This is a genomic window from Endozoicomonas sp. 4G (assembly GCF_023822025.1).
Lineage (GTDB): Bacteria > Pseudomonadota > Gammaproteobacteria > Pseudomonadales > Endozoicomonadaceae > Endozoicomonas_A.
Map to the genome: position 1 here is coordinate 5,750,003 of NZ_CP082909.1, position 25,445 is coordinate 5,775,447.

General features: G+C 49.7%; 28 protein-coding genes. 14 read left to right on the forward strand and 14 right to left on the reverse strand.

Translation table 11 applies throughout. The features are described 5' to 3' along the window. Window positions 1-18: 18 nt before the first annotated feature. Together K7B67_RS22790 and K7B67_RS22795 are read left to right on the forward strand one after the other, a co-directional pair. Complete coding sequence (locus tag K7B67_RS22790) at window positions 19-576, forward strand: DUF3833 family protein (protein WP_252178134.1); 558 nt, start codon at window positions 19-21, stop codon at window positions 574-576. After that, window positions 573-1,352 (forward strand): SDR family NAD(P)-dependent oxidoreductase, encoded by a 780-nt coding sequence (locus K7B67_RS22795; protein ID WP_252178135.1) that lies wholly within the window; start codon window positions 573-575, stop codon window positions 1,350-1,352. The genes K7B67_RS22790 and K7B67_RS22795 overlap by 4 nt, the downstream gene beginning before the upstream one ends. A gap of 63 nt (window positions 1,353-1,415) precedes the next feature. Here K7B67_RS22795 and K7B67_RS22800 read toward each other — a convergent pair whose 3' ends face one another. Genes K7B67_RS22800 through K7B67_RS22810 form a run of 3 tightly spaced genes read right to left on the reverse strand, consistent with a single transcriptional unit; the run spans window position 1,416 to window position 3,543 of the window. Beyond that, entirely contained in the window at window positions 1,416-1,967 is a 552-nt protein-coding gene (locus tag K7B67_RS22800; protein ID WP_252178136.1) for a YggT family protein, read from the reverse strand. A gap of 55 nt (window positions 1,968-2,022) precedes the next feature. Further along, the gene (gene proC / locus K7B67_RS22805; RefSeq protein WP_252178137.1) at window positions 2,023-2,844 is read right to left on the reverse strand and encodes a pyrroline-5-carboxylate reductase; all 822 of its coding nucleotides are present in this window, start codon (window positions 2,842-2,844) and stop codon (window positions 2,023-2,025) included. Between the two features lie 3 nt (window positions 2,845-2,847). Beyond that, window positions 2,848-3,543, reverse strand: a complete 696-nt coding sequence (locus K7B67_RS22810; protein ID WP_252178138.1) for a YggS family pyridoxal phosphate-dependent enzyme — start codon at window positions 3,541-3,543, stop codon at window positions 2,848-2,850. A 106-nt stretch (window positions 3,544-3,649) separates the two neighbouring features. On the opposite strand from K7B67_RS22810, the gene K7B67_RS22815 reads away from it, so the two are divergent. Then, the gene (locus K7B67_RS22815) at window positions 3,650-4,684 is read left to right on the forward strand and encodes a type IV pilus twitching motility protein PilT (RefSeq protein WP_252178139.1); all 1,035 of its coding nucleotides are present in this window, start codon (window positions 3,650-3,652) and stop codon (window positions 4,682-4,684) included. Here the strand turns inward: K7B67_RS22815 and K7B67_RS22820 are convergent. The 4 genes from K7B67_RS22820 to K7B67_RS22835 form a co-directional block, all read right to left on the reverse strand. Beyond that, window positions 4,681-5,535, reverse strand: coding sequence for a hypothetical protein (locus K7B67_RS22820; protein ID WP_252178140.1), 855 nt, complete (start codon window positions 5,533-5,535; stop codon window positions 4,681-4,683). The genes K7B67_RS22815 and K7B67_RS22820 overlap by 4 nt on opposite strands. Continuing rightward, window positions 5,513-5,953 carry a Holliday junction resolvase RuvX gene (gene ruvX / locus K7B67_RS22825; protein ID WP_252178141.1) on the reverse strand — a complete coding sequence of 147 codons (441 nt, stop codon included), beginning with the start codon at window positions 5,951-5,953 and terminating at the stop codon, window positions 5,513-5,515. The genes K7B67_RS22820 and ruvX overlap by 23 nt, the downstream gene beginning before the upstream one ends. Before the next feature lie 38 nt (window positions 5,954-5,991). After that, entirely contained in the window at window positions 5,992-6,564 is a 573-nt protein-coding gene (locus K7B67_RS22830) for a YqgE/AlgH family protein (RefSeq protein ID WP_256484633.1), read from the reverse strand. A gap of 79 nt (window positions 6,565-6,643) precedes the next feature. Further along, window positions 6,644-7,510 carry an energy transducer TonB gene (locus K7B67_RS22835; RefSeq protein ID WP_252178143.1) on the reverse strand — a complete coding sequence of 289 codons (867 nt, stop codon included), beginning with the start codon at window positions 7,508-7,510 and terminating at the stop codon, window positions 6,644-6,646. 252 nt (window positions 7,511-7,762) lie between these two features. Between K7B67_RS22835 and K7B67_RS22840 the strand changes: the two genes are divergently transcribed. The 4 genes from K7B67_RS22840 to K7B67_RS22855 all read left to right on the forward strand — a co-directional run bounded on the left by K7B67_RS22840 (window position 7,763) and on the right by K7B67_RS22855 (window position 11,044). After that, complete coding sequence (locus K7B67_RS22840; protein WP_252178144.1) at window positions 7,763-9,124, forward strand: AAA family ATPase; 1,362 nt, start codon at window positions 7,763-7,765, stop codon at window positions 9,122-9,124. 8 nt (window positions 9,125-9,132) lie between these two features. Then, a complete protein-coding gene (locus K7B67_RS22845; protein ID WP_252178145.1) occupies window positions 9,133-9,720 on the forward strand; it encodes a hypothetical protein in 588 nt (195 codons plus the stop codon). A gap of 206 nt (window positions 9,721-9,926) precedes the next feature. Continuing rightward, window positions 9,927-10,181, forward strand: coding sequence for an AbrB/MazE/SpoVT family DNA-binding domain-containing protein (locus tag K7B67_RS22850; RefSeq protein ID WP_252178146.1), 255 nt, complete (start codon window positions 9,927-9,929; stop codon window positions 10,179-10,181). Window positions 10,182-10,345: 164 nt separating this feature from the next. After that, window positions 10,346-11,044 (forward strand): hypothetical protein, encoded by a 699-nt coding sequence (locus K7B67_RS22855; protein ID WP_252178147.1) that lies wholly within the window; start codon window positions 10,346-10,348, stop codon window positions 11,042-11,044. A gap of 62 nt (window positions 11,045-11,106) precedes the next feature. Here K7B67_RS22855 and gshB read toward each other — a convergent pair whose 3' ends face one another. From gshB to rsgA, 4 genes are all read right to left on the reverse strand, one after another. After that, complete coding sequence (gene gshB, locus K7B67_RS22860) at window positions 11,107-12,060, reverse strand: glutathione synthase (RefSeq protein ID WP_252178148.1); 954 nt, start codon at window positions 12,058-12,060, stop codon at window positions 11,107-11,109. Beyond that, entirely contained in the window at window positions 12,061-12,921 is an 861-nt protein-coding gene (asd, locus tag K7B67_RS22865) for an archaetidylserine decarboxylase (RefSeq protein ID WP_252178149.1), read from the reverse strand. 115 nt (window positions 12,922-13,036) lie between these two features. Next, on the reverse strand, window positions 13,037-13,849 hold the full coding sequence (locus K7B67_RS22870) for a rhodanese-like domain-containing protein (RefSeq protein WP_252178150.1): 813 nt from the start codon (window positions 13,847-13,849) through the stop codon (window positions 13,037-13,039). A 53-nt stretch (window positions 13,850-13,902) separates the two neighbouring features. Next, the gene (rsgA, locus tag K7B67_RS22875; RefSeq protein WP_252178151.1) at window positions 13,903-14,922 is read right to left on the reverse strand and encodes a small ribosomal subunit biogenesis GTPase RsgA; all 1,020 of its coding nucleotides are present in this window, start codon (window positions 14,920-14,922) and stop codon (window positions 13,903-13,905) included. A 325-nt stretch (window positions 14,923-15,247) separates the two neighbouring features. Between rsgA and orn the strand changes: the two genes are divergently transcribed. After that, window positions 15,248-15,790: an oligoribonuclease gene (gene orn / locus K7B67_RS22880; protein ID WP_252178152.1), complete on the forward strand. Its 543-nt coding sequence runs from the start codon at window positions 15,248-15,250 to the stop codon at window positions 15,788-15,790. A gap of 37 nt (window positions 15,791-15,827) precedes the next feature. On the opposite strand, the gene K7B67_RS22885 is transcribed toward orn, so the two are convergent. Beyond that, entirely contained in the window at window positions 15,828-16,352 is a 525-nt protein-coding gene (locus K7B67_RS22885) for a GNAT family N-acetyltransferase (protein WP_252178153.1), read from the reverse strand. Beyond that, window positions 16,336-16,629: a DUF1778 domain-containing protein gene (locus K7B67_RS22890; RefSeq protein ID WP_252178154.1), complete on the reverse strand. Its 294-nt coding sequence runs from the start codon at window positions 16,627-16,629 to the stop codon at window positions 16,336-16,338. The genes K7B67_RS22885 and K7B67_RS22890 overlap by 17 nt, the downstream gene beginning before the upstream one ends. Window positions 16,630-16,875: 246 nt before the next feature. Here K7B67_RS22890 and K7B67_RS22895 point away from each other — a divergent pair, with 246 nt between their 5' ends. Together K7B67_RS22895 and K7B67_RS22900 are read left to right on the forward strand one after the other, a co-directional pair. After that, window positions 16,876-18,123 carry a DEAD/DEAH box helicase gene (locus K7B67_RS22895; RefSeq protein WP_252178155.1) on the forward strand — a complete coding sequence of 416 codons (1,248 nt, stop codon included), beginning with the start codon at window positions 16,876-16,878 and terminating at the stop codon, window positions 18,121-18,123. Between the two features lie 495 nt (window positions 18,124-18,618). Continuing rightward, window positions 18,619-19,758: a Fic family protein gene (locus tag K7B67_RS22900; RefSeq protein WP_252178156.1), complete on the forward strand. Its 1,140-nt coding sequence runs from the start codon at window positions 18,619-18,621 to the stop codon at window positions 19,756-19,758. On the opposite strand, the gene queG is transcribed toward K7B67_RS22900, so the two are convergent. Then, the gene (gene queG / locus K7B67_RS22905) at window positions 19,755-20,846 is read right to left on the reverse strand and encodes a tRNA epoxyqueuosine(34) reductase QueG (protein ID WP_252178157.1); all 1,092 of its coding nucleotides are present in this window, start codon (window positions 20,844-20,846) and stop codon (window positions 19,755-19,757) included. The genes K7B67_RS22900 and queG overlap by 4 nt on opposite strands. Before the next feature lie 124 nt (window positions 20,847-20,970). Here queG and K7B67_RS22910 point away from each other — a divergent pair, with 124 nt between their 5' ends. The 4 genes from K7B67_RS22910 (at window position 20,971) to K7B67_RS22925 (ending at window position 25,443) form a co-directional block, all read left to right on the forward strand. Next, the gene (locus K7B67_RS22910) at window positions 20,971-22,512 is read left to right on the forward strand and encodes an NAD(P)H-hydrate dehydratase (protein ID WP_252178158.1); all 1,542 of its coding nucleotides are present in this window, start codon (window positions 20,971-20,973) and stop codon (window positions 22,510-22,512) included. Window positions 22,513-22,579: 67 nt separating this feature from the next. After that, window positions 22,580-23,092, forward strand: a complete 513-nt coding sequence (gene tsaE / locus K7B67_RS22915; protein ID WP_252178159.1) for a tRNA (adenosine(37)-N6)-threonylcarbamoyltransferase complex ATPase subunit type 1 TsaE — start codon at window positions 22,580-22,582, stop codon at window positions 23,090-23,092. After that, window positions 23,083-24,414: an N-acetylmuramoyl-L-alanine amidase gene (locus K7B67_RS22920; protein ID WP_252178160.1), complete on the forward strand. Its 1,332-nt coding sequence runs from the start codon at window positions 23,083-23,085 to the stop codon at window positions 24,412-24,414. The genes tsaE and K7B67_RS22920 overlap by 10 nt, the downstream gene beginning before the upstream one ends. 105 nt (window positions 24,415-24,519) lie before the next feature. Further along, complete coding sequence (locus tag K7B67_RS22925) at window positions 24,520-25,443, forward strand: hypothetical protein (protein ID WP_252178161.1); 924 nt, start codon at window positions 24,520-24,522, stop codon at window positions 25,441-25,443. Window positions 25,444-25,445: the final 2 nt, after the last annotated feature.

Consider the following 25,445-nt stretch of genomic DNA (forward strand, 5'->3'; position numbering starts at 1 on the left):
AGCAGGGAGGCCTTATTTATGCGGGATGCAATACGGGAAGCAATGCAGGAACGATACACACGGGATCAACCCGTTTTAACCATTGAACAGTATTTTCAGGGTGTCACCTATGCCAAGGGTGATTTTGCAGATCGCTTTGGCAAAATACGAAACCGTTTTGAAGTCATTATGAAAGGTTGGGTAGAAGACAGTGTTCTAATGCTGGATGAACATTTTATTTATCAAAATGGCGATATATCCCACCGACTTTGGCAGATAAAAATATTGGCTGATAGTCAGTATCAGGGTCAGGCGCACGATGTGATCGGCCTGGCCACAGGAGCGAGCCAGGGAAATACCTTTAACTGGACGTATGAAATGAATTTACCCATCAGGGGGTTCAACTGGCGAGTGAAGTTTGATGACTGGTTGTTCTTGCAGGAAAACGGCCAGATTCTTAATATTGCCAGGGTCAGCAAATGGGGACTCGCTCTGGGCACCCTCACTTTCCACTTCAGTAAAGATCATTCACTGATTAGTTCCTCGTCATTGGAAAAACTGCAACATCAGGGTGTCGAACCAGGGAAGGAACCATGAAGAAACTCCCGTCCCTGAAAAACAAGGTGGTCTGGATTACCGGTGCCAGTCAGGGAATCGGTCGCCAGTTGGCTTTAACCATGGCCCGCCAGGGTGGCACGGTCGTAGCCGCAGCTCGCAGTTCCGGCAAGCTGGATCAGCTACAGAGTGAGGCACTGACTCTGGAAGGGACTATTTACCCTCTGCCCGTTGATGTGACCCGTCATGATGAAGTGATGCGGGCAGCCGACGTGATTATGACGCGATTTGGTCGGGTCGATATTGCCATCTTAAATGCAGGTACCTTCATCAAAACGGCAGGCGTGGAGTTCAGGTCCACCCACATGCGTCAACACTTCGAATTGAATGTGATGGGTGTTTGTCATTGTCTGGACGCACTTATCCCAATAATGGTGGCTCAGCAGTCGGGAACACTTGCCATTAATGCGTCGCTGGCCGGTTATCGTGGTTTGTCGGCTGCCGCCGGTTATGGTGCCAGCAAGGCGGCTCTGATCAATATGGCTGAGTCTCTGCACATTGACCTGAAACCGAAAGGTGTGGAGATCAAATTGATCAATCCGGGCTTTGTGAAAACCCCTCTGACGGATAAAAACACCTTTAAAATGCCTTTTCTAATGGATGTTGAGCCAGCAGTGGAAGCTATTTTGCGTGGTTTGAGTCGGAAACATTTTGAAATTCGATTTCCGACGGTGTTTGGCATGATGATGGGGATGCTCAGAATCTTGCCCTATAACGCTTATTTTGCTGTGACCCGACACCTTGCCAGTCACGAATAAACGTCCACAGGGCAATAAACCTCTAGAAAAAAGCCAGAGGTTTTGGGCGTTCCTTGAACTGAATTAAAGAGCGGCAATAAAATTCTTCAGGGTAATAATGATTAAAACCAGCACCATCAGGGAAAAGTCCAGTCCTCCCAGGGGGGGAATCACTCGTCTGATTCTGCTGCTCAGGGGCTCAGTCAGTTGATGCAACAGCAACAGGCCCGGATTGTAACTGCCGGGTGCTACCCAGCTGGCAATGGCGATGATGATCAGGCTGAACATATAGATGTTCAGGATTTCTCCCGCCAGTTCTTTAAGGCTGATAATCAGAACCTGGGGAAAAGGAATCGCGGCAGTGGCCAGACCCTGGACCATAAAGAGCACGTAAACCAGCAGTATTTGCAAGAGCAGGGCAAGGACCAGAGCAGCCAGGTCCAGGCCGCCCATTCCCGGAATCACTTTCCTGAGAGGGTTCAGTAGTGGCGAGGTGACTTTGACAATGGCCTGAGAGATGGGGTTATAAAAGTCCGCCTTAACCAGTTGCAGCAGAAAGCGCAGCAGAACAGCCATGATGTACAGACCTCCCAGGGTCTGTATCAGAAAGACGAGGCTGGAGGAGAGTGCTGACATAAAAATCCTTCGTGTCTAAACAGCCGTGAATATTAAATAAAGCAGTCATAATACACTAAGCCAACTCTTCTGCCAGCTCTGCACCCCGTTCTTTTGCGGCCTTAACCGCTTTGTACACCACGGCTTCAAAGCCTTCCTTCTGGAAGGTTTGCAAGGCTCGTTCCGTGGTGCCGTTGGGGGAGGTGACTCTTCTGCGCAGCTCGGCCACATCCGTATTGCTCTGAACAGCCATGTTTGCAGCTCCCAGAGCGGTTTGCAATGAAAAGCGTTCAGCGGTTTCATGATCCAGCCCCAGCCTGACCCCGGCTTCTGCCATAGCTTCCATGAACAGGAAAAAGTAAGCAGGGCCGGAGCCTGACAGGGCGGTAATGGTATCGACCTGTTCTTCTGTTGCCAGCCAGTGAAGAATACCAATGGGTGAAAAAATCTCATTGGCAATGGCTTTCTGTTCATCCGTCACCTGAGTATTGGCGAACAGACCGGTTGCCCCACAATGCAACAGGGATGGCGTATTCGGCATACCGCGGACAACCGGCAGCCCTCCGCCACTCCAGCTATCCAGACTGTCGAGGCGGATACCGGCGGCCACAGAAATAATGAAAGGTTTTCGTTCCTGAAGCACGGGTGCCAGTTCAGTCAGAACCGCTTTCATCACCTGGGGTTTAACGGCCAGCACCACAATGTCTGCTTTTGCTGTCGCTTTCTGACTGTTGGTAGATGCCTGAATGCCCAGCTCTTCGGAACGTTTTCTGGCGCTTGCTTCTGTCCGACAGGAAGCGAATATCCGGTCTTTGGGCCAGCCGTGTTCAATCAATCCACCCATAATGCTGGTGGCCATATTGCCAGCACCGATGAAGGCAATGGTCTTATTGGTCATTCCTTATTCCTTATGGCTCCTGGCCCCGAAAAGAGCCGTACCAATGCGAACCATGGTAGCCCCTTCAGCAATGGCTGCTTCCAGGTCTCCGGTCATTCCCATGGACAATGTATCCATAGTTAGATGGTGCTCACGGTTAATAGATTCAAGGGCATCGGCCACCTTTTTGAAAGGCGCCCGCTGTTTACTTTGTTCGGCCTGGGGTGCGGGAATTGCCATTAGCCCACGGAGCCGTAATCTCGGTAGTTGAGATACCGCCACTGCCAGCTCAGGAAGTTCTGCCAGAGTGACTCCGGACTTGCTTTCTTCCTGGCTGATATTGACTTGAAGACAGATATTCAGGGGCGGCAGTTTTTCCGGGCGTTGATCATTCAGTCGTTGCGCAATTTTAAAGCGATCGACACTGTGCACCCAGTGAAAGTGAGAGGCAATATCGCGGGTTTTGTTGGACTGGATGGGTCCGATAAAGTGCCAGACCAACCCTTTCAGACGACTGAGCTGGGTGATTTTATCCACAGCCTCCTGTACATAGTTTTCGCCAAAATCCCTCTGGCCCAGCTGCCAGGCCTCGGCAATCATGTTTGCGGGTTTGGTTTTACTGACTGCCAGAAGCTTCACCTGGCCTTCCCGATCACTGGCTTGCTCGGCTTTATGAATTCTTGCAAAAACCTGATCGAATTGACTATTTAATGAGGTCATCAGTCTGTACGTAGTGCGTTAATAACAAGAAACCGGTATTTCGGTCGAAGATAAAGGGGTGTTCCGGTCTATTTTACCTGCGTCCGGGTTTCAGGGGGGAAAATTCATGGATATAACCGAACTGCTGGCCTTCAGTTACAAGCAAGGCGCTTCGGATCTGCACATCTCAGCCGGTCTTCCACCCATGATTCGTATCGATGGCGATATTCGCCGGGTTAATGTACCCCCCATGGATCACAAGCACGTTCTTAGCCTGATCCATGACGTTATGAACGACAAGCAGAAAAAAGACTACGAAGATAAGTTGGAAACAGACTTCTCTTTTGAAGTCCCCGGTGTTTCCCGTTTTCGTGTTAACGCTTTTAATCACAGTCGTGGAGCCGGCGCCGCCTTTCGTACTATCCCCACTAAAATCCTCTCACTGGAGGACCTGGGCATGGGTCAGGTGTTCAAGGATATTGCCTTGAAGCCCCGTGGCTTGGTGCTGGTGACCGGGCCTACCGGTTCCGGAAAAAGTACCAGTCTGGCGGCCATGATGAATTACGTCAATGAGAACAAGCATAAGCATGTTCTGACCATCGAAGACCCGATTGAATTTGTCCACACCTCGAAAAAATGCCTGGTAAACCAGCGGGAAGTTCACAGGGATACCCGCAGTTTCAGTGATGCACTGCGCTCAGCACTGCGTGAAGACCCTGATATTATTCTGGTGGGTGAGATGAGGGATCTTGAAACCATTCGGTTGGCCCTGACAGCTGCAGAAACGGGTCATCTGGTTTTCGGAACCCTGCACACCACCTCCGCCGCCAAGACCGTTGACCGTGTGGTGGACGTATTCCCCGGAGAAGAAAAAGCCATGGTGCGCTCCATGCTTTCAGAGTCCCTGCAGGCGGTTATCTCCCAGACCCTGATCAAGAAAAACGGTGGCGGACGCGTCGCTGCCCACGAGATTATGATCGGCACCTCTGCTATTCGTAACCTGATCCGCGAAGACAAGATTGCCCAGATGTACTCTGCCATTCAGACCGGTGCTGCCCTGGGTATGCAGACACTGGACCAGTGTCTCCACGAGCTGGTGAGAAAAGGCCTGATTGCCAGGGACGTGGCCCAGGAAAAAGCCAGGGATCCGGAACATTTTTAATAGCCATTGAGGGAGGGTGCAATTCCCTCGTGACACTCGTTGATGTAATTATGCTGAAGCGTTTTCAGATCCTCGTGGGTTAACAGATTGGTATGGGTGTCCGTTTTGGTGAGACGGTTCAGGCAGCGTTCCTGTTCGGTATCCGTTTCACGTAACTCTCTTGGCAGTAGAATGACATTCACGAGTTCTGTATTGCCTTTCATATCCACCTGTTCCACTAAACTGCCTATGCAGCACAACGCACAATCTGACAGGCCTTTTGTGACTCTCAGTGCGTAGTCAGCAGTCAGCCCATAACCCACGAGGGCGCTGGGTGTTACTTTGCGGCGGATCTCAAATTTCTGTGGCGAAATAATCGACAGCCGTTCAATACTTCCGAAGCAGCGATCACCGCCTTCAACGAATAACGTCTGGGTCAGTGTATTGTTATTAGCAACCTGCTTTTGCAGTGAGATACCCTCAACAATGAAAGCATGGCTGAATTTACCGCTGTCACCGTAACTGGCGGAGTAACTCATCAGAACCTGCCGGTTTTCCATCTGTCCAATCAGTTTATAGCTGGCATAGGTCGGTAAGCCGGTTTCGCTGTTATCTTTGGGTTGATCATTTTTTTCGAAAACAGCCTGCCAGGCAGTAGGCTGCTTGAAAGGATACTTGATGTATTTATTCTGGCAGTTGTTCAGGTTGATGGTTTTATTACCCGACGATTGACTGGTTTTTCCCAGGCCCGTAAAAGGCTCAAAGCAGAGCGGGTGAATAATTTCCCTCTCATTAGCCTGAGATTTCAGGCACAGGGAACCCAACAGAATAAACAGAGTGACAAAAGTGCTAGAGCACCGGGTTGTTCTCATAACTCATCCAGCCTTCCAGTATGATTTGTGCCGCCATACCATCGACCGGATCAGAGCCATAGTGCCCACTATGACCCAGTTTGTTTGCCCAGTCTTTGGCTTCAAAAGAGCTTAGACGCTCATCAGCCTCATAGAAAGGCAGGTTGTAACGACCATGCAGACGTTTACCGAATTTCCTGGCGCGCATCGACATCTGGGACTCGCTGCCATCCATGTTTAGAGGAATACCGACCACCACTGCGTCAGGTTGCCATTCTGCGATCAGCGCAGTGACATCGTCCCAGTTTGGAATACCGTCTTTTGCCTTGATAGAAGGCAGAGCTGTTGCGGTTCGGGTCACAACCTGACCGATGGCGACGCCAATATTGCGGGTGCCAAAGTCAAAGCCCATCAGGGTATTCAGTTTTTTTTCAGTCATCTTTTCGTTGTCTAAAGGTGGTCTTATGTTGTGAAGCGTTAGGCATGGCCAATTTGATCAGAGAGCAGTCGAAGATCGACACCCAGCGATTGGGCGGCAGCATCCAGACGTCGCTGGAAAGGTGTTTCGAAAATAATCTGTTGACTGGCCTTGCAGGTGAGCCAGGCATTATCAGACAGCTCTTTTTCAAGCTGACCACTGCCCCAGCCGGCATAGCCCAGGGCCACCAGTGAATCATCGGGGCCTTCGTCCCGGGCCATGGCGAGGAGAATGTCCCTGGAAGTGGTTAGCTGAAGCCCTTGACTGATTTCCAGGCTGGACTGCCATTGATCGTTGCCAGAGTGAAGCACAAAGCCTCTTTCAACCGCCACAGGGCCACCGGAATAAATAGCGTCAGGGCTGAGGAAGCATTTGTCTGAATCCTTGATGCCTACCTGGCTGAAAATCTCACCCAGCGTCAGTTCGGTGGGACGATTAACGATGATGCCCATTGCCCCGGTGGGGCTGTGTTCACAAACCAGCGTTAAAGTACCCGCAAAAGAAGTATCAGCCATGCGAGGCATAGCAATCAGGAAATGGTTTTTGAGGCTTTGAAAGGTTTTACTGCTCATAGAAGGAGTATTAAGGCAAACGGCCCTGATGGCAAATACCTGATGGCAAATAAAGTGCTGGATAAGTGAGTCACTGGCGTTACTGGCTGAAAAGTCTATCACCTCTTTCAAAGCGCCAGGTACGGATAATTTCCACCTTGTCGTAATCCCGCAAATCATCGGTGAATGGCGCATAGGGGGCCGCCAGCTTTACGATCCGGATCGCAGCGTCATCCAGAACCTTGTAACCTGAAGATTTTAAAATTTTGACATCAGACAGGGTGCCGTCGCGGTTAATCGCCACCATCAAACGGAGTTCGCCATAGAGTTTTTGCTGGCGAGCCTTGGCAGGATAGTTCAGGTTACCGATACGCTCGACTTTCTGTCTCCAGGCATTTTTATAAGCGGCACCAGGCTCAAGCATGGTAGAAGCGGCGGTCAGTCGTTTCACCCTGGGGCGCTTGGCATATTGCTGGCGCTGGTCACTGAGCTGGGCTTCAAGGCTGGCAATCTCCTGACGCAGATCTATGTGCTTGCGGGGCTCGGCTTCTTTGGGTTGTTCAGGGACGGGTTGCTCAATGACTTCACTGTCCTGAACCTTTTTCTCGCTCTCAGCCCGGGTAACGACCTGAGGTGTTTTCTTTACCTGTGTTTCAGGTGCGGCAGCTTCCTGAGACTGAAGTTCAACTTCGCTGATCTGGTTGTCCTGTATATCGACTTTGCGATCGGTTGTGGGTGTGGCTTTCTTTTCAAGTGTGCCACTGCCCTGCTGATTGAGCTGAGCCAGGAAGTCGGCATTGTCTGGTTTTTTCTGGCTCTTGTACGTGGCAAGGGTGACTTCAAGCGTTTTCGGAGGTGGCACCTGGTCTTCAAGGCCAAAAGACAGACCGAGCACAACCACGGCATGAATAGCGGCTGCCATGAACAGGGTAAAGCCTAAACGGTCGGCGGAAGAAACGGTCGTCATTGACGGAATGGGCCTCTTGAAAGCTGCATCCTCGATTTTACAAAGGAACCTCCTCAAGCTGGAAGGTTATCTCAATACATTACCAGCTATTTGGGCATTGTCATCAATGAAAATGGGGGGCGCAAGTACTGCCTGCAGGGTTTGGGGGCTTGTACTACCTTACTTGTCTACTGGTAGCGATAATTGTGTATTATTGAAGTTTGAGAAAGTTCAGCACACTCATTATTGTGAATATCCTTTGAGCGAAGGGCGATGAAATTTACATTTAAAAATCTGGGGTATGTGGACCAAGGGTCAATAGAGTTGGGAGGTATGACTTTGATCTGTGGTCCAAATAATGTCGGTAAAACCTGGCTCAACTATGCCATATATGGTTTGTTGAAACATTATCCTTTTGTCGCTTCATTTGACCTTGAGCCGAAGCTTTTTAAGGATCTTCAGGAGCATGGAACTGCAAAGCTCTCTTTGTCAGGTTATGCAGGAAAACTTGACCGGATCCTTCAGAAAATGTCTGATCGTTTTAGTCATAATCTTGGGAAGTACTTCAATACAGATTCCGATCTGATGTCGAAAACCAAAGTAGGTCTCAAACTCGAAAATTACACGCTCGATTTGAATGAAAAAATTCATTGGGTAGTAAGGCTGGGTAGCAAAGGTAGGCTGATTCTCTCAAAAGAGTCAGGAGATGATACGCTCATTATCACACTACAGGGTGCGGACTCTGGCCTGCCTGAGCGTGCTATTGCTGATATTGTAGAGCGACAGTTGGCCAGGATTCTTCTTGGTTCTTGCCTATTGACTCCTTTTGTACTGACCTCTGAAAGGACTGGCATTTCTCTTTTCTATAAAGAGCTGGACCTTAGCAAGAATATTCTGGTTGAGCATTTGTCCGATAGCAGCAAGAAAGGGATTAATCCATTCAGGCTGTTGAACAGTATGCGCTCCAGATATGCAGAACCTATTAAGGATAATATCGATATTGTTCGTGACGCTGATACTATTGCTAAGCAAAAAAGTTTTCTTAAAGAAGATAAGTCAGGTGAATACAAGCCTGTTTTTGATGCTTTAAGAGAGATTATTGGTGGTAGTTTTAATACTGTAAATGATCAGGTTTTGTATCAACCTGTTAAAGAACGAAACAGGGATAAAACAGTTCTACCCATCTATCTGGCTTCTTCTTCGATTAAGTCACTGTTTTTGTTGGATCTGTATATCAATTCTATAGCTGAAAAAAACAGTGTTCTGATTATTGACGAGCCAGAACTGAATCTCCATCCAGATAAGCAAAGGCAAATGGCCAAGCTGCTGGCAAGGCTGGTTAATGCGGGTATCAAAGTTGTTATGACCACGCACAGTGATTTTCTGGTGCGGGAAATAAATAACAGAATCATGCTTAATGCCGACTTCAAGGGGCGGTCCAACCTCATGAAAGAACATAAGATGGTTAAAGAAGATATATTGCGACCAGAACAGGTTAAGGCGTATACAGTGTACTCTGATCATAAAGTTCATCAGGTTGAGGTTACTGAGGATGGCATTGATACCGATGTTTTTGATGAAAAGATCGAAGATGCAAATAATTTGCAAGACGCTATTTATTATCAGATGAGTTAAACATAAGGATGTCGTTTATGATACCTGAGTGTCTTGGATTGCTTGCGCCAGAGGTTACCTTGAATGTGGTCGAACATTCAGGCACAAGAACGATTATTGTTAAAGAAACAGGACGTGATGCCAAGCTCAAGAGTTTGGAGATAAGGGGGCTTGCTGATGGAGATATAGCTTTCACTCTTGATCATCAGCCATCCGGAACATTAGGCTCCTGTTTTAAACAACTTTCGTGCTACTTGAATGTTCAACATGACAAAATTAATAAAGGGTGTGATTTTGTTATTTTGACAAGGCTTAAGGGGGCATTAGTTGCTGTTCTCGGGGATATGAAGTCCAACAAACCCAGAGTGAATGAAGTCAGTCTACAACTTAAAAACTCAGAACTTTTTGTCAAGTACCTGCTTTCTCTCGTTAAAGCATGGCATGGGGTAGAGGAAGAGTTGAAGTTTAAAAGGGTTTGCGTACATACTGGAAGGCCAATGACTAAGAAGAAGTCGATAAGTAGAAAAAAAGCTTTTGTTGAGGAAGATTATAAGGTGCATTGTTATGTAGTACAGGCTGGAACAGCCAGGCTAAGGTTGGGAGAATTACTTGAGTGATTTAACTCGTTTCCACGCTCTGCGTGGGAATGCATACCTCCCCTAAAAAGCAGACTCTAAAGCGCGAGATAGGTATGGGTTCCCACGCTGGAGCATGGGAACCAGAGTTTTGCGACAGCCTCGCTCTGCGATGGAATGTATAAAATTTTACTTGAGTAAAACCTGATCGTGGTTATACCTGAATAAAACATCAGGAGGAAAATACCATGTCGTCCATAGCTGTCAGAAAGTCCGGCGGAGCCAGTATCGTCACTATACCCAAAGCCGTACTGAAAACCTTGGGGATAACAATAGGGTCAAGGCTGAATCTGTCCGTTGAAGACAATAAGATTGTCTTGTCCCCCGTCAAAGAAGAGTTAACCCTTGAAGCCCTGCTTGAAAGAAGTCCGGCTGAACGTCTGGCCATGACCGACGAGGACAAAGAATGGATGGACATGTTACCTGCCGGCAGAGAAATTTGATGTGCATACCAGAGCGGGGCGATATTGCACTCATTACTAATTGTTAGTCTTGCCAACAGAGTTGTCATTATAGTCAGGATGATTTTTCTATATCTTTTTAAAACATATTTATTACTTATCCTAAGTGATAGGTATGTTGATTAACTGCCACGGAGGTGATTGATATGAATATTCAAGGATGTTCAGCTGCGACTTACATTAATAGATTGGATGATATGATGCATGATCGCACACTCATTGATGGAATTGGTGGGTTCAAAGGTAGCGAGGAAAAAGCAACATTTTACTCGTTGCAAGCAAAAAGAAACTATCATGTTTCTGTCCGCCCCAGTAGTGATCAATATAGATTTGTTGAGATCGATGTCACAGCTGAAACAGGCAGGAAAAATATTTTTAGCCGTATTATTGGTGCAGTTTTTGACGCATTTAAAAGATCTGATGAAATTGGTATGAACGTTTTTGGAACTCGTGCTCACCAGATGAAGAGTAAACTTGAAAATGATATTCTGAATAAGGCTATGGATGCTGCTATTGATCGAGCTAAAAATCCTTCTAATAGATCTGACGCCGATAAAAAGATTATCGAAGATGGATTTAAAGCTGCAACTCAGTTTAATAGAAAATTTCATATTAGAGAGGTTGATAATGAAACTCGTTTTACCTTGGCAAAATCTCTTTTTAAAAAATATCATGATAAGTCTTTGCTTCTTCAATTGGCTGTTGAAATTAAATGCAATATCTACAGACTAGAAGAAAACCTTATGCTCACTTTAGGCAACGAAGGTAGGGCTTATTTCTATAGTCTGGAATCCAAGTTTTATAGAATCATGAAATTATCGAGGGCATCAAATAAAACTGATTGATTTAGAATGGAATGAAATGTTTTTGATGAACAGGGGGATAAAGAAATCCCCCCTTTTTTCGATCACAGGACCGACAGCTTTTCCTCAATCTTATCCATCAACCGGTCACCAATACTAATACCAAACTGATCATCCAACTGTCGTATACAGGTGGGCGAAGTGACATTGATTTCGGTCAGATATTCTCCGATAACATCCAACCCCACAAACAGAAGACCTTTTTCTTTCAGTACCGGCGCCACCTGCTCAGCAATCCAGTAGTCTTTTTCAGTCAGCTTCTGACCCACACCACTGCCGCCCGCAGCAAGGTTGCCACGCAGTTCACCTTCAGCCGGGATACGTGCCAGAGCATAAGGCACCGGTTCACCGTCGATCAAAAGAATGCGTTTGTCACCTGCCTTGATCTCAGGAATGTACTTTTGGATCATGGCCTGTTGTTGCCCGTGCCGGGTCAGGGTTTCAACAATCACACTGAAGTTCTGGTCATTGGCGTGAGTTCTGAAAATAGACGACCCTCCCATACCATCCAGCGGCTTGAGCACTACATCGCCGTGTTTCTCGGCAAACGCTTTCAGGTGTCCTGCACTGCGGGCCACCATGACCGGAGGCGTACACTGTGGGAACAGGGTGGCAAACATTTTTTCGTTGCAGTCACGAATACTCTGGGGTTTGTTAACCACCAGCGTGCCTGCGGCCTCGGCCTGTTCAAGCAGATAGGTGCTGTAAATAAACTCCATATCAAAAGGAGGGTCTTTACGCATCAGGATGACATTCAGAGTGCCCAGCGACTGCTCTTCCCGGTCTCCCAGAGTATAAAAATCTTCCGGATTGTAGCGGGCCTGCAGAGGACGCATACTGCCATAGGCGACACCTTCTGACTGATACAGGTCTTCCTGCTGCATATAGAACAGTTCCCAGCCTTTTTTTTGGGCTGCCACCAGCATTGCCAGAGTACTGTCTTTTTTGTAATCGATGGACTCAATAGGGTCCATCACAACGCCAAGTTTAATAGTCATCTAGTTCACTGGTGCGGCCAGCGCCTCTCCCATCTTGATCTTCGAGCCGGCTTCGAACGACTCAAGCCAGTCAACCTGATCTTTGCCAAAGAGAACAATAGCGGTAGAGCCCATCTTGAATCGACCCATTTCATCACCCCGGCTCAGGGAGACTTGTTCCGCTGAACTTTCGCCGTAGTTAAACGTACGAACATTTTTCCTGACGGGGGTGACCAGCCCAGCCCAGACGGTTTCGATACTGGCAACAATCATGGCACCTACCATGATCACCGCCATGGGGCCGCGCTCAGTGTCAAAAATAGCCACAACCCGTTCATTACGGGCAAACAGGTTGGGGATGTTTTCAACGGTGTTCTGGTTTACTGAAAACAGACGACCAGGAACGTGAATCATTTTGCGCAGCGTGCCACCAAAAGGTGTGTGAACACGATGATAGTCACGGGGAGAAAGGTAGATGGTGGCGAACTTTCCACCCATGAACTCCTGACCCAGATCATCGTCTCCACCCAGCAGTTCAATCAGGCTGTAGTCGTGCCCTTTGGCCTGGAAAACCCTGCCGTTTTCGATATTACCGATCTGGCTGACTTCGCCATCGGCAGGGCTGACGATCAGGCTTTGGTCTTCAGACAGAGGACGTACACCCTGTTTCAGGGAACGGGTGAAGAAATCGTTAAAGTGAAGGTAATCTTCAGGGTTTTCCCGCTCAGCCTCGCTCATATCAACATCGTATTGTTGGATGATGCGACGGATCAGCGCGTTCTTGAACCTGGGGCAGGTGTTCTCAACAAAGCCGTAAACCGCCCGTGAAATAAGGTGGTGCGGCAGAAAATATTGGCTAATGGCAAATAATCGATCTTTCACAGTCAGGACTCGTCCTGTTTTTGAATGAGATTGGATTGTAATGATGAGAACAGCGTCTCACAAGTAAGCACTAAAATAGACAGTCGGGATACGCACTTATAACTAAACGACGCAGTTATGCTTCAACAGGAGTATCCGGCAGATTCCCCCACTCTGACCAGGAACCATCGTAAGCTCTGATAGACAGCCCCAACGACTTACCCACCAGATAGGTGAACCCTGAACGATGATGACTCTGACAATGGGTAATCACGTTTTTGTCGCGGGTAATGCCCAGCGTTTCAAGAACATCGGCGATGTTGCTGCGAATTCGCAGGTTGCGGTTAAGATCCATGGCCGATGTCCATTCAAAGTGCACGGCTCCGGGGATGTGGCCGCCCTTTTGTGCGAAGATTCTTTCGCCCAGGTATTCAGCCGCCGATCGAGCATCCCAGATCACGGTGTCCGGGTCTGCCAGCGAATCCATGATCAAGTCTTTGCTGGCTATCACGGAGTCATCAACCTTCAGGTCAACCTGTGTGGGTTCAGGGCGGTTCAGGGTGCTTTCGGTGGGATGACCTTCATTCAGCCAGACGTGGGCACCACCGTTCAGGTAGCTGTATTGCCGGTGTCCGATCACATCCAGAGTCCAGATAAAGCGACCTGCCCAGCCACCGCCCTCGTCATCATAAACAACAATGTGTTTGTTTTTGCGGTAGCCAATGTCAGAGAACATCTGGTTGAGCTGTTCAACGGCGGGCAGTTTGCCGGTAGCGGGTTGTACGCCGGAAACCATGTTCTGTGGCGCCACACTGATGGCACCGGGAATATGGGATTGTTCGTACAGTCGTGGGTTACACAGGTCGACTATCAGCAGGTCTTTGTGCCCCAGTAGAGGCACCAGCTGTTCAGCCTCAAGGATCAGTGGCAGATGGTCTAACGGATTCATATGGCTGGCTCGTTATGGTTCATGGGGTGAAAGTTTACGTTATTGCCGCTTCATCAGACGCCCAGAGAGTCCACAATCTGTTTGTAGCTGAACATTCGTTCTTCCAGAATTTCGCCGTTTTCCAGAGCCTGTTTTAGTGCACAGCCCGGTTCTTTCTCGTGCTGACAGTCCCGGAACCGGCAATAACCCAGATAGGGCCTGAATTCTCTGAAGCCCTCAAGCACTGACTGAGCATCAATATGCCACAGGCCAAATTCCCGAATGCCGGGTGAGTCAATCAACATGCCACCGGCAGGGAAGCGGAACAGTTTTGCTGCGGTGGTGGTATGCATACCTTTGCCGGTGGCTTCGGACAAATCACCAACACGGATATCGACACCGGGTAACAAGGCATTGACCAGTGAGGACTTGCCCACGCCACTCTGTCCAACAAAGACACTGACATGCTGATCCAGCAGAGCCTTGAGCGGGGCCAGCCCATCTTCGGAGCGGGTGGAGGCCCGGAGGATTTTATAACCAATGTCTTCATAAACTGACAGCATGTCGTCCATCAGTGCCATGCCCTCATCATCCAGCAGGTCGATTTTGTTCAATAAAAGAACCGGCTCGATGCCTACGGTCTCAGCAGCCACCAGATAACGGTCAATCAGATTGGTGTGAGGCATGGGGACAGGCGCTATAACCAGCACAATATAGTCGATATTGGCAGCAACGGGTTTGATTCGACCATGGTTGTCGGGCCGGGTCAGCAGGCTGGTGCGATCTTCAAGGGCTACTACCACTCCGGTTTCATCTTTCAGCGACGGGCGCCATACCACCCGGTCTCCGGTGACCAGCGGCGGAAGGTTGGTTCGCAGGTGGCATCGACGAATGGCTCCGGGCTGGCCCAAGGGCTCAATATCCAGAGTGGCTCCATAGTGGGCAATGATCAGACCCTGTTGCTCAGGCCCCAGGTTATCGTCCTGTATTTCCTGCTCAATCTGCTGTTCCCGCTTCTGGGCACGGGCAATGCGTTCCTGCTGGACTTTCTCTATGCGCCATTTCTGTTTGCGCGTTAGTCTGCGCTTACTCATGCTTTGCTCAAGGTTTTACCTGATCTGCTGAATAGGATTCCGGCTGTTCATGGCATAGCGCCACAAATAGCCTGTGTCTCGCTGATGACTGAGTAAAGAGAAGGAGCGGCCAGTTGGAAGCGAGTGTGGATTTCACGGAGAGATTATGATCGGTTAGACTTAATAAGTCAGCCATGGCTTTCTTCATTTGCCATTATTTTCTCAGAAAATGTCACAGGATTGTCCCCGGGGCTATTGCCAATGCTCAGCTCCGGGTTCTATTCGCTGCAACTTGGCTGGCACATCTCTTTACAGGCACATCTCTCTACAGGAAATCGGGTGTTTGATGGCTAAAACGGACAACCTTATCTGGATCGACCTGGAAATGACGGGTCTTGATCCTGAACATGACCAAATTCTGGAAATTGCGACCATTGTTACCGATGGTCAATTGAATTTTATTGCTGAAGGCCCCGTGATAGCGGTGCATCAGAGCGATGCAGTGCTTAACAATATGAATGAGTGGTGCATCAAAACCCACGGTGAAACGGGACTGACCCAGAGAGTCCGTGAGAGCCAGGTCAGTCTGGCCGAAGCCGAGCGAATGACTCTGGCGTTTCTCAAACAGTATTCCGAAGCCGGTGCGTCACCCATGTGTGGGAACAGCATTGGTCAGGATCGCCGTTTTCTTATCCGCTACATGACAGAGCTTCATGAGTTTTTCCACTACCGCAATATTGATGTCAGTACGTTAAAAGAGCTGGCAAGAAGGTGGCAGCCTGAAATGCTGAAGCAATTTACCAAGAAAGGCACTCACCTGGCGCTGGAAGATATTCGTGAATCCATTGAAGAGCTTCGTTTTTATCGTCAGCATTTTATTCGGTCCTGAGTCTTCAACCTAGGAGCCTGACCTTTTTGTGTTCAAGTTATGGGTTTTTTATGGCATTTGCCACTTCTGAACAGGTACCTATGGGCAGCCACATTTCCAAACGATTTGAATCGTCAGGATCGGCAGGCAAAAATCCATACTGCTGATAAAAGGGCACAATTTCCGGAGTCATTGGACCAACAAACAGGCCAATAGTCGATATTTGCTGCGATACAATCACAGTGCGCTTTATGGCATCAATTAACAATCGCTGTCCCAGCTTTTGCCCCTGACACTGCTTGTCAACAGCCAATCGTGCCAGTTTAACTGCGCTCAGAGGGTGTGGATACTGCCTGTAATCCCTATGAGCTGATGGCGGAGTCATAACAGAGCATCCGGTCAGCGTGTAATAGCCGTTAATGACTGTTGGAGTATCATGCTGGCAAGCAACGTAGGTCTTTGAGATGTGTTGGGCAGTCTTTTGCCGAGCCTGTTGCCGGAGAAACTGATTCAGCTCAGGAGCGCCACAATCAAATGCCTTCCTCTTGTGCTGCCGTGTTATTTCTTTAATGGTCAGAGGCATTCACAGAGCCTCTATAGTTCTCGGCAGCTTCCAGCAATTTAGAGTTGGCTTTTGGTGGATTTTCCAAGGCTTCCAGGAGGGCGTCTGCACTTTTTCCTGACAAGTGGATAGCTTCAGTTTCGGCAATCACCGTGCGTGCTTTTTCCATTGCTGAGTCGATCAAGAACTGTGACAGGGTTGCACCGGAGTAGTCAGCCGCCCGTTGTATCATTTCCTGCACCTCATAGGATGCTCTTGCAACAAGCCTGGTCTCTTTACGAGCTGCACTTTGAGCCATGACCTAGTCCCTCCTATGTTTATTTGTTTGTCAGTATGGCATACAAACTCACAAAAGCAAGGCTGTACGCCAATACGCTTATTATCCAGCAATGCAGTGTTTGCCGTGCGCGTTCACAGGAGAAGTTTGTAGCTCTGACAGCAACAGCCCGATAGCTTAAACCAGACATATACGGTAAGCTGCCGACCCCTCCATGTCTTCAGCCCGGTTCTGCTGAATGACACCGACCGAGACCGAGAATGTTTCATGAGCTTTGACTCACTGGGGTTATCAGCGCCCATCCTCCAAGCTGTCACAGAGCAGGGTTACGATACCCCATCCGCCATCCAGTCTCAGGCTATTCCGGCAGTGCTTGAAGGTCATGACGTTATGGCCGCCGCCCAAACGGGTACCGGAAAAACGGCTGGTTTTACCCTGCCCATACTGGAAAAGCTGGCAAAAGGACCCCGTGTTCGGGGCAATCAGGTGCGGGCGTTAATTCTGACACCGACCCGTGAGCTGGCGGCTCAGGTGGCTGAAAGTGTGGAAACCTATAGCCGTCATCTTCCTCTTCGCTCGACCGTGGTATTTGGCGGAGTCAAGATTAATCCCCAGATGATGAGATTGAGAAGAGGTGTCGATGTGCTGGTGGCAACACCGGGCAGGCTACTGGATCTATACAACCAGAACGCGGTGAAGTTCAAACAGCTGGAAGTGCTGGTGCTGGACGAAGCTGACCGTATGCTGGACATGGGCTTTATTCATGATATTCGCAAGATTCTGGCGATCTTGCCCAAAAGCAGGCAGAGCCTGCTGTTTTCGGCAACCTTCTCCGACGATATTCGTAAACTGGCAAAAGGTCTGGTGCGCTCGCCGGTAGAGATCTCGGTTACACCAAGAAACGCCACCGCTAAAACCGTAGACCAGTGCATCTGCCCTGTGGATAAAAGTAAGAAAGCCGCTCTGCTGACCCAGTTAATCAAGGAGAATGACTGGCATCAGGTGCTGGTATTTACCCGGACAAAACACGGTGCCAACCGGCTCACACGGCATCTTGAGAGTAAGGGGATTCAGGCGGCTGCTATTCACGGCAATAAAAGCCAGAATGCTCGGACCAAAGCGCTGGCTGAGTTCAAAAGCGGTGCGATTCGAATTCTGGTAGCTACCGATATTGCTGCACGAGGGCTGGATATTGATCAGTTGCCGCAGGTCGTTAATTTTGATCTGCCCAATGTTGCTGAAGACTATGTGCACCGGATCGGCAGAACAGGCAGGGCCGGTGCCACCGGACAGGCAGTTTCCCTGGTGTGTGCCGACGAATTTAAAGAGCTGGTGGCGATTGAAAGGTTAACGCGTCAGGTGATTGATCGGGAGGAAATCCCTGGTTTCAAGCCTGTGAATGCACTGCCAGAATCGAAACTGGATACTCGTCCACCCAAACGCAAGAAGCCAAAGAAACCCAAGGTTGAGCATCAGGATGGGCAGCGTTCGGGGGGTGGTTTCCAGAGGTTATAAGCCCTGTACTGTGACACTCCCCGCCTTGTAAGGCGAGGCTTCTTTCTGACTTCTCAGGCTTTTGCCAGCCCATAGCGGCTGGACTTACACAGAAGCCTCCATCAGCAGTAACCGGGTGCCCCTCGGTTATTTGTTTGGTCTTTTGTTTGATTTATTGGGTATCTATACGGTTCCCTCTGCGATGCGTTTCAATAACGACTTTCGCGGGTCTTCTAGCCCAACAAGCAGTTAACTCTGCTATGTATTTTTTTTAACAGTGCTTGGTTTTCGTCACCGTGAGTCCCTGCATAGGGACAGACCGAGGTTGAATATAGCCAACTCCGTACAAACACGCAACCGGAACGCTCCTCGCGTTCCCGTCTTATATCCCCGCCCGATTGGGCGAGGGTTTACGACGATTTTGCTAACTGCTTTTGCGCTGATGCTACTGCAAACGGCTCAAAATATTAACTATACTGAGCCGATAAGCCACCCCCAATCGGCTCGGACCAACTTATGAAATACAGCTGGCAGCACCCTGACTGGCCAAAATTCACCTACGATGATGCGCAGTCTCGTGACGCTCTCTATCAATACGCCTTGGAAGCTGGTCGGCTGTCTGGTGGAATGGGGCAGCTTAAGGACTCGCTCCAATACGAGGCCTACATAGACCTCATGGTCAGTGAGGCAATTAATACAAGCGAGATTGAAGGGGAACGACTGGACAGGGAGGATGTACGCTCCTCCATCAAAAACTTTTTAGGACTAAGCAACCCGCCTACCCGGGTTGCGGACCCCCGTGCCGAAGGTATTGCCGCGCTGATGGTGGATGTCCGCAAAACCTTTAAAGCCGAGCTGACAAAAGAAAAGCTGTTTCATTGGCATCAGCTGGTTATACCTGAGCAAGAGAACCGCTTTCTTCGACACAAAATACAAGTGGGTCAATGGCGAACATCGGAAGACCCTATGCAAGTGATATCGGGGCCTATCGGTTACGAAAAGGTACATTACGAGGCCCCACCCGCACATCAAGTGGCAGCTGAAATGGATCGGTTTTTAAGTTGGTATAACGATTCGAGTCCGCTAAACCCCAGTCAGAAAGAAGCGCTTCCAGGTCCCGTCCGTTCAGCAATAGCCCACCTATGGTTTGAGTCTATCCACCCGTTTGATGATGGTAATGGACGTGTTGGTCGGGCAATCGCTGAACAGGCGCTGGCTCAAGATCTTGATCGGCCACCGCTGCTTAGCCTGTCGACCATTATTGAGAAAGACAAGAACGCTTATTACAACGGGCTGAACAAGGCAAGCCAAGCAAATTTGGACATCACTGCCTGGGTGAATTGGTTTTGCAAATCGGTTCTGTTGGCACAAAGAGACGCTGTGAAAAAGGTTGACTTTGTCCTTAAGAAATCAAGGTTCTGGGAAGCCCACCCAGAATCTGGACTAAATGATCGGCAAGTAAAAGCCATCAATAAAGTGTTTAAGGCCGGTCCGGATGGCTTTGAGTTTGGGGTGAGCGCCAAAAAGTACATGGGGATGACTGGATGTTCCAAAGCAACGGCTACACGTGATCTTGGCGACCTGGTTGAGAAGGGCTGTTTGAATCGCATGCCGGGGGGTGGAAGAAGTGCCCGTTATAATTTGAACTTAGTTTAGCCACGAGAACATAAACTGTGCTGTGCAAGCGCCCACTCCACATGCTCCTTCACCAGCTCCGAAGGATAGTTCCTGCGCTGGTGCAGCGCCGACATAACTTTATCGGTAGTGGGGGCATTACCCAGACCTACCGCCAGGTTCCTCAACCAGCATTCAAAACCTGCACGCCGAATTGGTGACCCGGCCGTGCGCTCCAGAAATTCTTCCTCTGTCCACAGAAAGAGATCCGCCAAATCACTGTTATCCAGATGATGACGGGGCTGAAAATCACTTTCCTGCGTATGTCTGGCAAATCGATTCCAGGGACAGGTGAGCTGACAGTCATCACAGCCAAAAACCCTGTTGCCCATTTTGCTGCGCAGCTCTTCGGGTATGGGGCCACGGTTCTCAATGGTCAGGTAGGAAATACACTTTCTGGCATCCACTTTGTAGGGCTCAATAATGGCGCTGGTGGGGCAAATATCCATACAGGCACTGCAACGACCGCAATGGTTCTTCTCATAAGGTTGATCCGTGGGCAGGGGTAAATTGGTAAAGAGTTCCCCCAGGAAAAAGAAAGAACCGGCCTGACGGTTGATAATCAGCGAGTGTTTGCCCATCCAGCCCAGACCGGCCTGCTGGGCAAGGGGTCTTTCCATCACCGGTGCGCTGTCAACAAAGGCCCGGTAGCCATGGTCTCCAACCACCGCTTCTATTTTTTTGCCGAGCTGGGTTAAGCGTTTGCGAATCAGCTTGTGGTAATCACGTCCCAAAGCATAACGGGAGACGTAAGCCTTTTCCGGCTCATTCAGAATTTTGATGGTCTCGGTTTCTGCAGGCAGATAATCCATTCTGACAGAGATGATTCGGATAACACCTTCGTGAAGCTGCTCAGGATGGCACCTTAGTTCCTTATGCCGTTCCATGTACTCCAGGTCACCGTGCAGTCCCTGTTCCAGCCACTGCTGAAACTGTTTTTTGTCCTGCTCCGGGATTCGGGGTTCAGTAATCCCTACCTGCTGAAAGCCTAATTGCCGGGCCCAAAGGCGAATATCGTCAACCAGTTGTTGATAATCAAGGCTTGCAGAAGAGTGATTGGATGTGGACACGTTGATAAATTGCTGCCAGAAAAGAATAGGGGAATCTGGAAAAGCATTCTAACACACCGGTTTTTGTGAAGAATGGTCATCAATACTAGGTTAAGATTTCGTACAGAGGCAAAGGTGAACACTTATGTACGACAGCACTCAAGTTAGCATCTGTGATCGGCTGTATACCGCTGAACAAGTCCGCCAGCTGGATGACACGGCGATCAATAAGTTTCAGATCAATGGCTTTGAACTAATGAATCGGGCGGCCCGTGCGGCTTTTCGCTGCCTGATGAATCATTGGCCAGACCTGCTTCACGGCAAACGGCTTCAGGTTTTCTGCGGTGGCGGGAATAATGGCGGCGACGGTTATCTGGTAGCCATGCTCGCCGCCAAACGGAGGATTGCGGTTTCAGTGACTTGCCTGTCTTCCCCCAAAAAACTGTCTGGCGACGCCCTCTCAGCCTATGAAGCCTGTATCGCAGAAGGGGTTGATGTTGAACCTTATGCACCCGAGACCCCACTGTCCGGTGATGTGTTTGTCGATGCCCTGCTGGGAACGGGGCTGGCAAGAGAGGTTGAGGGTCACTATCGAGACATTGTCGTTCGAATCAACGAATCGGGCCGACCGGTTCTGGCTGTGGATATTCCGTCCGGTCTTTGTGCGGATAGAGGCATTGCCCTGGGCGTTGCCATAAAAGCAGATGTCACCGTAACCTTTATTGGTATAAAGCTGGGCTTGCTTTCAGGCCACGGAAAAGAGCTGTCCGGGCGGGTTGAGTTTGCTGATCTGGATGTACCGGCAGAGGTTTATAACGCCGTACCAATTCAAGCTCTGAGATTGTCAGAAGCCCGGCTGAGTCGCTGGCTTCAGCCCCGGGCCAGAGATTTACACAAAGGCGACAATGGGCATGTTATGGTGGTGGCTGGCAATCAGGGGATGCCCGGGGCCGCCATTATGTCGGCAGAAGCGGCCTTGTATTGCGGTGCGGGTCGGGTCACCGTAGCGACTCGTCGGGAACATCTGCTGGCCCTGGCCGCCCGTCGTCCAGAGTTAATGGCATCAGCGGTGTCAGGGGCAGAAGATCTGCGACCGCTTATGGCAGGGAAAAATCTTTTGGTGGTGGGGCCCGGTCTGGGAAAAGATCCATGGGCCCGTGAGCTGCTTACTGAAGTACTGAAAGCTGAGTGTCCTGTGGTGGTGGATGCCGATGGTCTCAATCTCGTTTCGGAAGATCCGGCGTTGCTTAAACATCGAAAGTACCCGATGATTCTCACACCCCATGCCGGTGAAGCGGCAAGGCTGCTGGAAACCCGGGCTGCAACCATTAATGCCGACCGGGTCAAGGCTGCGAAAGAACTGTTTAGCCGCTTCGGTGCAGTGGTGGTATTAAAGGGAGCGGGCACACTGGTATACGACGGCAAAACCCTGAATCTGTGTTCCGAGGGTAATCCGGGTATGGCAGTAGCGGGTATGGGAGACGTACTCAGCGGTGTGATCGCTGCACTGGCCGCCCAAGGGTTAGAGACTCATGCTGCTGCCGCTTTGGGCGTCTGGCTACATGCGACAGCCGCAGACCATTTAGCCGGACTTCAGGGTGAAAGAGGCATGCTGGCGCTGGAAACGGTTCCTCATATAAGAAGCCAGCTGAATAAAATAGCAAGCTATAGAGACAACAAGCTGTAGAGACAACAAGCTATAGAGACAACAAGCAATGAACGGACATCCGTTCCCGTAAACAAATAGTGAGTGTATGGAAGGCAGGATTGAGCTGCTGATTGATAATGAGCAGGAAATGGTTCAGCTGGGCAAAAAGCTGGCTGAAGTAAGCGGTGGTCACGCTGTCGTTTATCTGGTGGGTAACCTGGGGGCCGGAAAGACCACGTTATGCCGGGGGATTCTGCACAGTCTTGGTCATCAGGGGGCGGTTAAAAGCCCGACTTATACCTTGGTGGAGCCCTACACCATTGGAGATCAACAGGTCTATCATTTTGACCTGTATCGACTGGCTGACCCTGAAGAACTTGAGTTTATCGGGGGACGGGATTACTTTGAAGAGGACTGTCTTTGTCTGATCGAGTGGCCCTGCAAAGGCGCAGGGGCTCTGCCGGACGCTGATCTGGAAGTACAACTGGACTACCACCTGCCCGGACGTAAGGCCCTGATCAAAGCAGGGACCGAACGTGGGCAGGCGATGTTGCAAAAGCTGAAAAAGCTGCAAAAGCTGAAAAAGCTGCAGGGATGGCAGGAGGGCGAATGTCGTTAAGGATAAGGAGGTTCTTTGTTGCTGCCCTGTTGATTCTGCCTCTGCCATTGTTTGCAGCCCAGGTGGATGATGTCCGTGTCTGGCGTTCTCCCGATAAAACCCGTCTGGTCTTTGATGTCTCCAGCGACGTGGCTCACTCGCAGTTCTTTCTGGACAACCCCAGAAGACTGGTGCTGGATATCCGTGGCACTCAAAAGCCCAAAAATGTCGCTAATCCCCGCCTCAGCAACACCCCCATAAGCAAGATTCGTTATGGTGTTCGAAACAAAAAAGATTTGCGTGTTGTTTTGGATCTGAAGAATAAGGTCACCAGCAAAAGCTTCCTGCTGGCACCCAATGCAACCTACGGCTATCGCCTTGTAGTTGATCTCTTTGATGGTCAGAAAAAAACGACAGAGTCGGTAAAACAGCCCGTCAAACCCCCTTCCAACAGAGATATTGTGGTGGCCATTGATGCCGGTCATGGCGGCGAAGACCCTGGCGCGCTGGCCTATGGTGGCGGACATGAAAAAGTCGTCACGCTGAACATTTCCAAAGACCTGGCCGCGCTGTTGAAAAAAGAACCCGGCTTCAAGCCTGTGCTGGTAAGAACCGGGGACTACTACATCCCCCTGCGTGAGCGAGCCAGTATTGCCCGTGAAGCAGGGGCAGACCTGTTTATCTCCATCCATGCCGACGCTTTTACCAACCCCAGTGCCAATGGTGCCTCGGTATACGCGCTGTCCATTGGCGGAGCCACCTCAGAGACGGCCCGCTGGCTGGCTCACAGGGCCAACTCATCGGATCTGATTGGTGGTGAAGGGGGCATCTCTCTGAGTGACAAAGGCGATGTTCTGGCGGGGGTTTTGCTGGATCTGTCCATGACCTCAACGCTGTCTTCCAGTCTGGAAGTTGGTGATAAGGTACTGAAGCATATTGGTGCGATTAACAGGCTGCACAAAAAACAGGTGGAGCAGGCGGCTTTTGTCGTGCTTAAGTCGCCCGATATTCCCTCTATTCTGGTGGAAACCGGCTTTATCTCTAATCCCAAAGAAGGCCGTAAACTGAAAACCCGAAGCCATCAGCGTGCCATGGCCCGACAGATATTCAAAGGTGTGAAAGGCTACTTTGTTAATAAGCCGCCACCCGGCAGTCTGCTCGCCAGCCTCAAGGCTGAGGGTAAAATAGATACCCGTCCAGACCAGTATGTGATCCGGGCGGGTGATACTTTGTCAGAGATTGCCAGTCGCTTTGATATCAGTTTGAGTTCATTGAAAACAGCCAATGATATCAGCCGCTCAGATACGATCAGAACCGGGCAGACGTTGGTTATTCCGAATTAAAAAAATCTGGAGGTAATGTCAGCACTGCTGACAGGCTGGTCAGTCACTTCCCTGAGTTTTTCCCATAAAGTGCCCTTGTGAGGAAAATCCCAGGGAGATATGGCTATGCATACAAGAATTTCAGTTCACCCATTACCTGCTAGTCAGAATCGGTTATCAACCGATGAACTGTCTGACCATGGGTGTCAGGATCATCCTTTAAATAAGCATAACCGGGTCAACCAGCCAGGGCATCGGGTTTTCAGCGATGCCATTACCAGACTGGATGATCGGTCTATTGCTGAATTTGAAAATCTAACGCTCTCCCCCCCTGATCTTGAAGAGCCTGAAGTCCATGGGCCAGATTTGCTGGAATCCTATGAGGTGATTACCGAGTACCCCTGCATTGATTCGGTGCCACCTTCCAGATTTCGGTCTGTTGGTGTCAGACAGCGATTGCTGGTGCCGGAGCAGGTCTGGAAACAGAAGGCAAAACAAAATGCGCCCGAAGCCTGGGGAGAACCCTTCAGGCCCGCCGAAGAACCTGAGGTTCTGGCAAAACAAACTGAAGGACAAAAAAAACCGGAAAACCTTCAGGTGATCGATGTGCTGACCGGTATGCCCACGGTAGAGCTTGAAAATAAAGTCTGGCGGTTTCTCACCGTAGCTGTGGGTATTTTGTCTCCGGCAGGAAGCAAAGTGAAGGGGGCTGCAACCCTCGTTGTTTCAGAAGAGAGGTTAGAGCGGCTGGAGACACGGCTTAAGGGCGTGGTGAAAGATCAGGTTCACTATGAAGTCAATGAAAACATGGGCCGTCGTATGCTTCAGCTGGCACAGGCTTGTGGTTCTGCCAGCCCGTCACTGTCAGCACTGAAGTTGTTGGGCTTCGCCATTCCGGGTTATCGGCTTATTCCAGCCATGCTGGCACTCTGGCGCATCAAGGATTTCAAGGATGAGATTGCGGCCTTGTACTTCGACCATAATGCCATGCCTGCGGTGACCGACTTTGCCATGAGCTGGACACCCACTTTGTTGTCCAGTCTGTTTTAAGG

Coding starts and splice junctions, on each gene's coding strand:
- K7B67_RS22790 (WP_252178134.1), top strand. CDS start 19: ATGCGGGATGCAATACGGGAAGCAATGCAGGAACGATACACACGGGAT.
- K7B67_RS22795 (WP_252178135.1), top strand. CDS start 573: ATGAAGAAACTCCCGTCCCTGAAAAACAAGGTGGTCTGGATTACCGGT.
- K7B67_RS22800 (WP_252178136.1), bottom strand. CDS start 1,967: ATGTCAGCACTCTCCTCCAGCCTCGTCTTTCTGATACAGACCCTGGGA.
- proC (WP_252178137.1), bottom strand. CDS start 2,844: ATGACCAATAAGACCATTGCCTTCATCGGTGCTGGCAATATGGCCACC.
- K7B67_RS22810 (WP_252178138.1), bottom strand. CDS start 3,543: ATGACCTCATTAAATAGTCAATTCGATCAGGTTTTTGCAAGAATTCAT.
- K7B67_RS22815 (WP_252178139.1), top strand. CDS start 3,650: ATGGATATAACCGAACTGCTGGCCTTCAGTTACAAGCAAGGCGCTTCG.
- K7B67_RS22820 (WP_252178140.1), bottom strand. CDS start 5,535: ATGAGAACAACCCGGTGCTCTAGCACTTTTGTCACTCTGTTTATTCTG.
- ruvX (WP_252178141.1), bottom strand. CDS start 5,953: ATGACTGAAAAAAAACTGAATACCCTGATGGGCTTTGACTTTGGCACC.
- K7B67_RS22830 (WP_256484633.1), bottom strand. CDS start 6,564: ATGAGCAGTAAAACCTTTCAAAGCCTCAAAAACCATTTCCTGATTGCT.
- K7B67_RS22835 (WP_252178143.1), bottom strand. CDS start 7,510: ATGACGACCGTTTCTTCCGCCGACCGTTTAGGCTTTACCCTGTTCATG.
- K7B67_RS22840 (WP_252178144.1), top strand. CDS start 7,763: ATGAAATTTACATTTAAAAATCTGGGGTATGTGGACCAAGGGTCAATA.
- K7B67_RS22845 (WP_252178145.1), top strand. CDS start 9,133: ATGTCGTTTATGATACCTGAGTGTCTTGGATTGCTTGCGCCAGAGGTT.
- K7B67_RS22850 (WP_252178146.1), top strand. CDS start 9,927: ATGTCGTCCATAGCTGTCAGAAAGTCCGGCGGAGCCAGTATCGTCACT.
- K7B67_RS22855 (WP_252178147.1), top strand. CDS start 10,346: ATGAATATTCAAGGATGTTCAGCTGCGACTTACATTAATAGATTGGAT.
- gshB (WP_252178148.1), bottom strand. CDS start 12,060: ATGACTATTAAACTTGGCGTTGTGATGGACCCTATTGAGTCCATCGAT.
- K7B67_RS22870 (WP_252178150.1), bottom strand. CDS start 13,849: ATGAATCCGTTAGACCATCTGCCACTGATCCTTGAGGCTGAACAGCTG.
- rsgA (WP_252178151.1), bottom strand. CDS start 14,922: ATGAGTAAGCGCAGACTAACGCGCAAACAGAAATGGCGCATAGAGAAA.
- orn (WP_252178152.1), top strand. CDS start 15,248: ATGGCTAAAACGGACAACCTTATCTGGATCGACCTGGAAATGACGGGT.
- K7B67_RS22885 (WP_252178153.1), bottom strand. CDS start 16,352: ATGCCTCTGACCATTAAAGAAATAACACGGCAGCACAAGAGGAAGGCA.
- K7B67_RS22890 (WP_252178154.1), bottom strand. CDS start 16,629: ATGGCTCAAAGTGCAGCTCGTAAAGAGACCAGGCTTGTTGCAAGAGCA.
- K7B67_RS22895 (WP_252178155.1), top strand. CDS start 16,876: ATGAGCTTTGACTCACTGGGGTTATCAGCGCCCATCCTCCAAGCTGTC.
- K7B67_RS22900 (WP_252178156.1), top strand. CDS start 18,619: ATGAAATACAGCTGGCAGCACCCTGACTGGCCAAAATTCACCTACGAT.
- K7B67_RS22910 (WP_252178158.1), top strand. CDS start 20,971: ATGTACGACAGCACTCAAGTTAGCATCTGTGATCGGCTGTATACCGCT.
- tsaE (WP_252178159.1), top strand. CDS start 22,580: ATGGAAGGCAGGATTGAGCTGCTGATTGATAATGAGCAGGAAATGGTT.
- K7B67_RS22920 (WP_252178160.1), top strand. CDS start 23,083: ATGTCGTTAAGGATAAGGAGGTTCTTTGTTGCTGCCCTGTTGATTCTG.
- K7B67_RS22925 (WP_252178161.1), top strand. CDS start 24,520: ATGCATACAAGAATTTCAGTTCACCCATTACCTGCTAGTCAGAATCGG.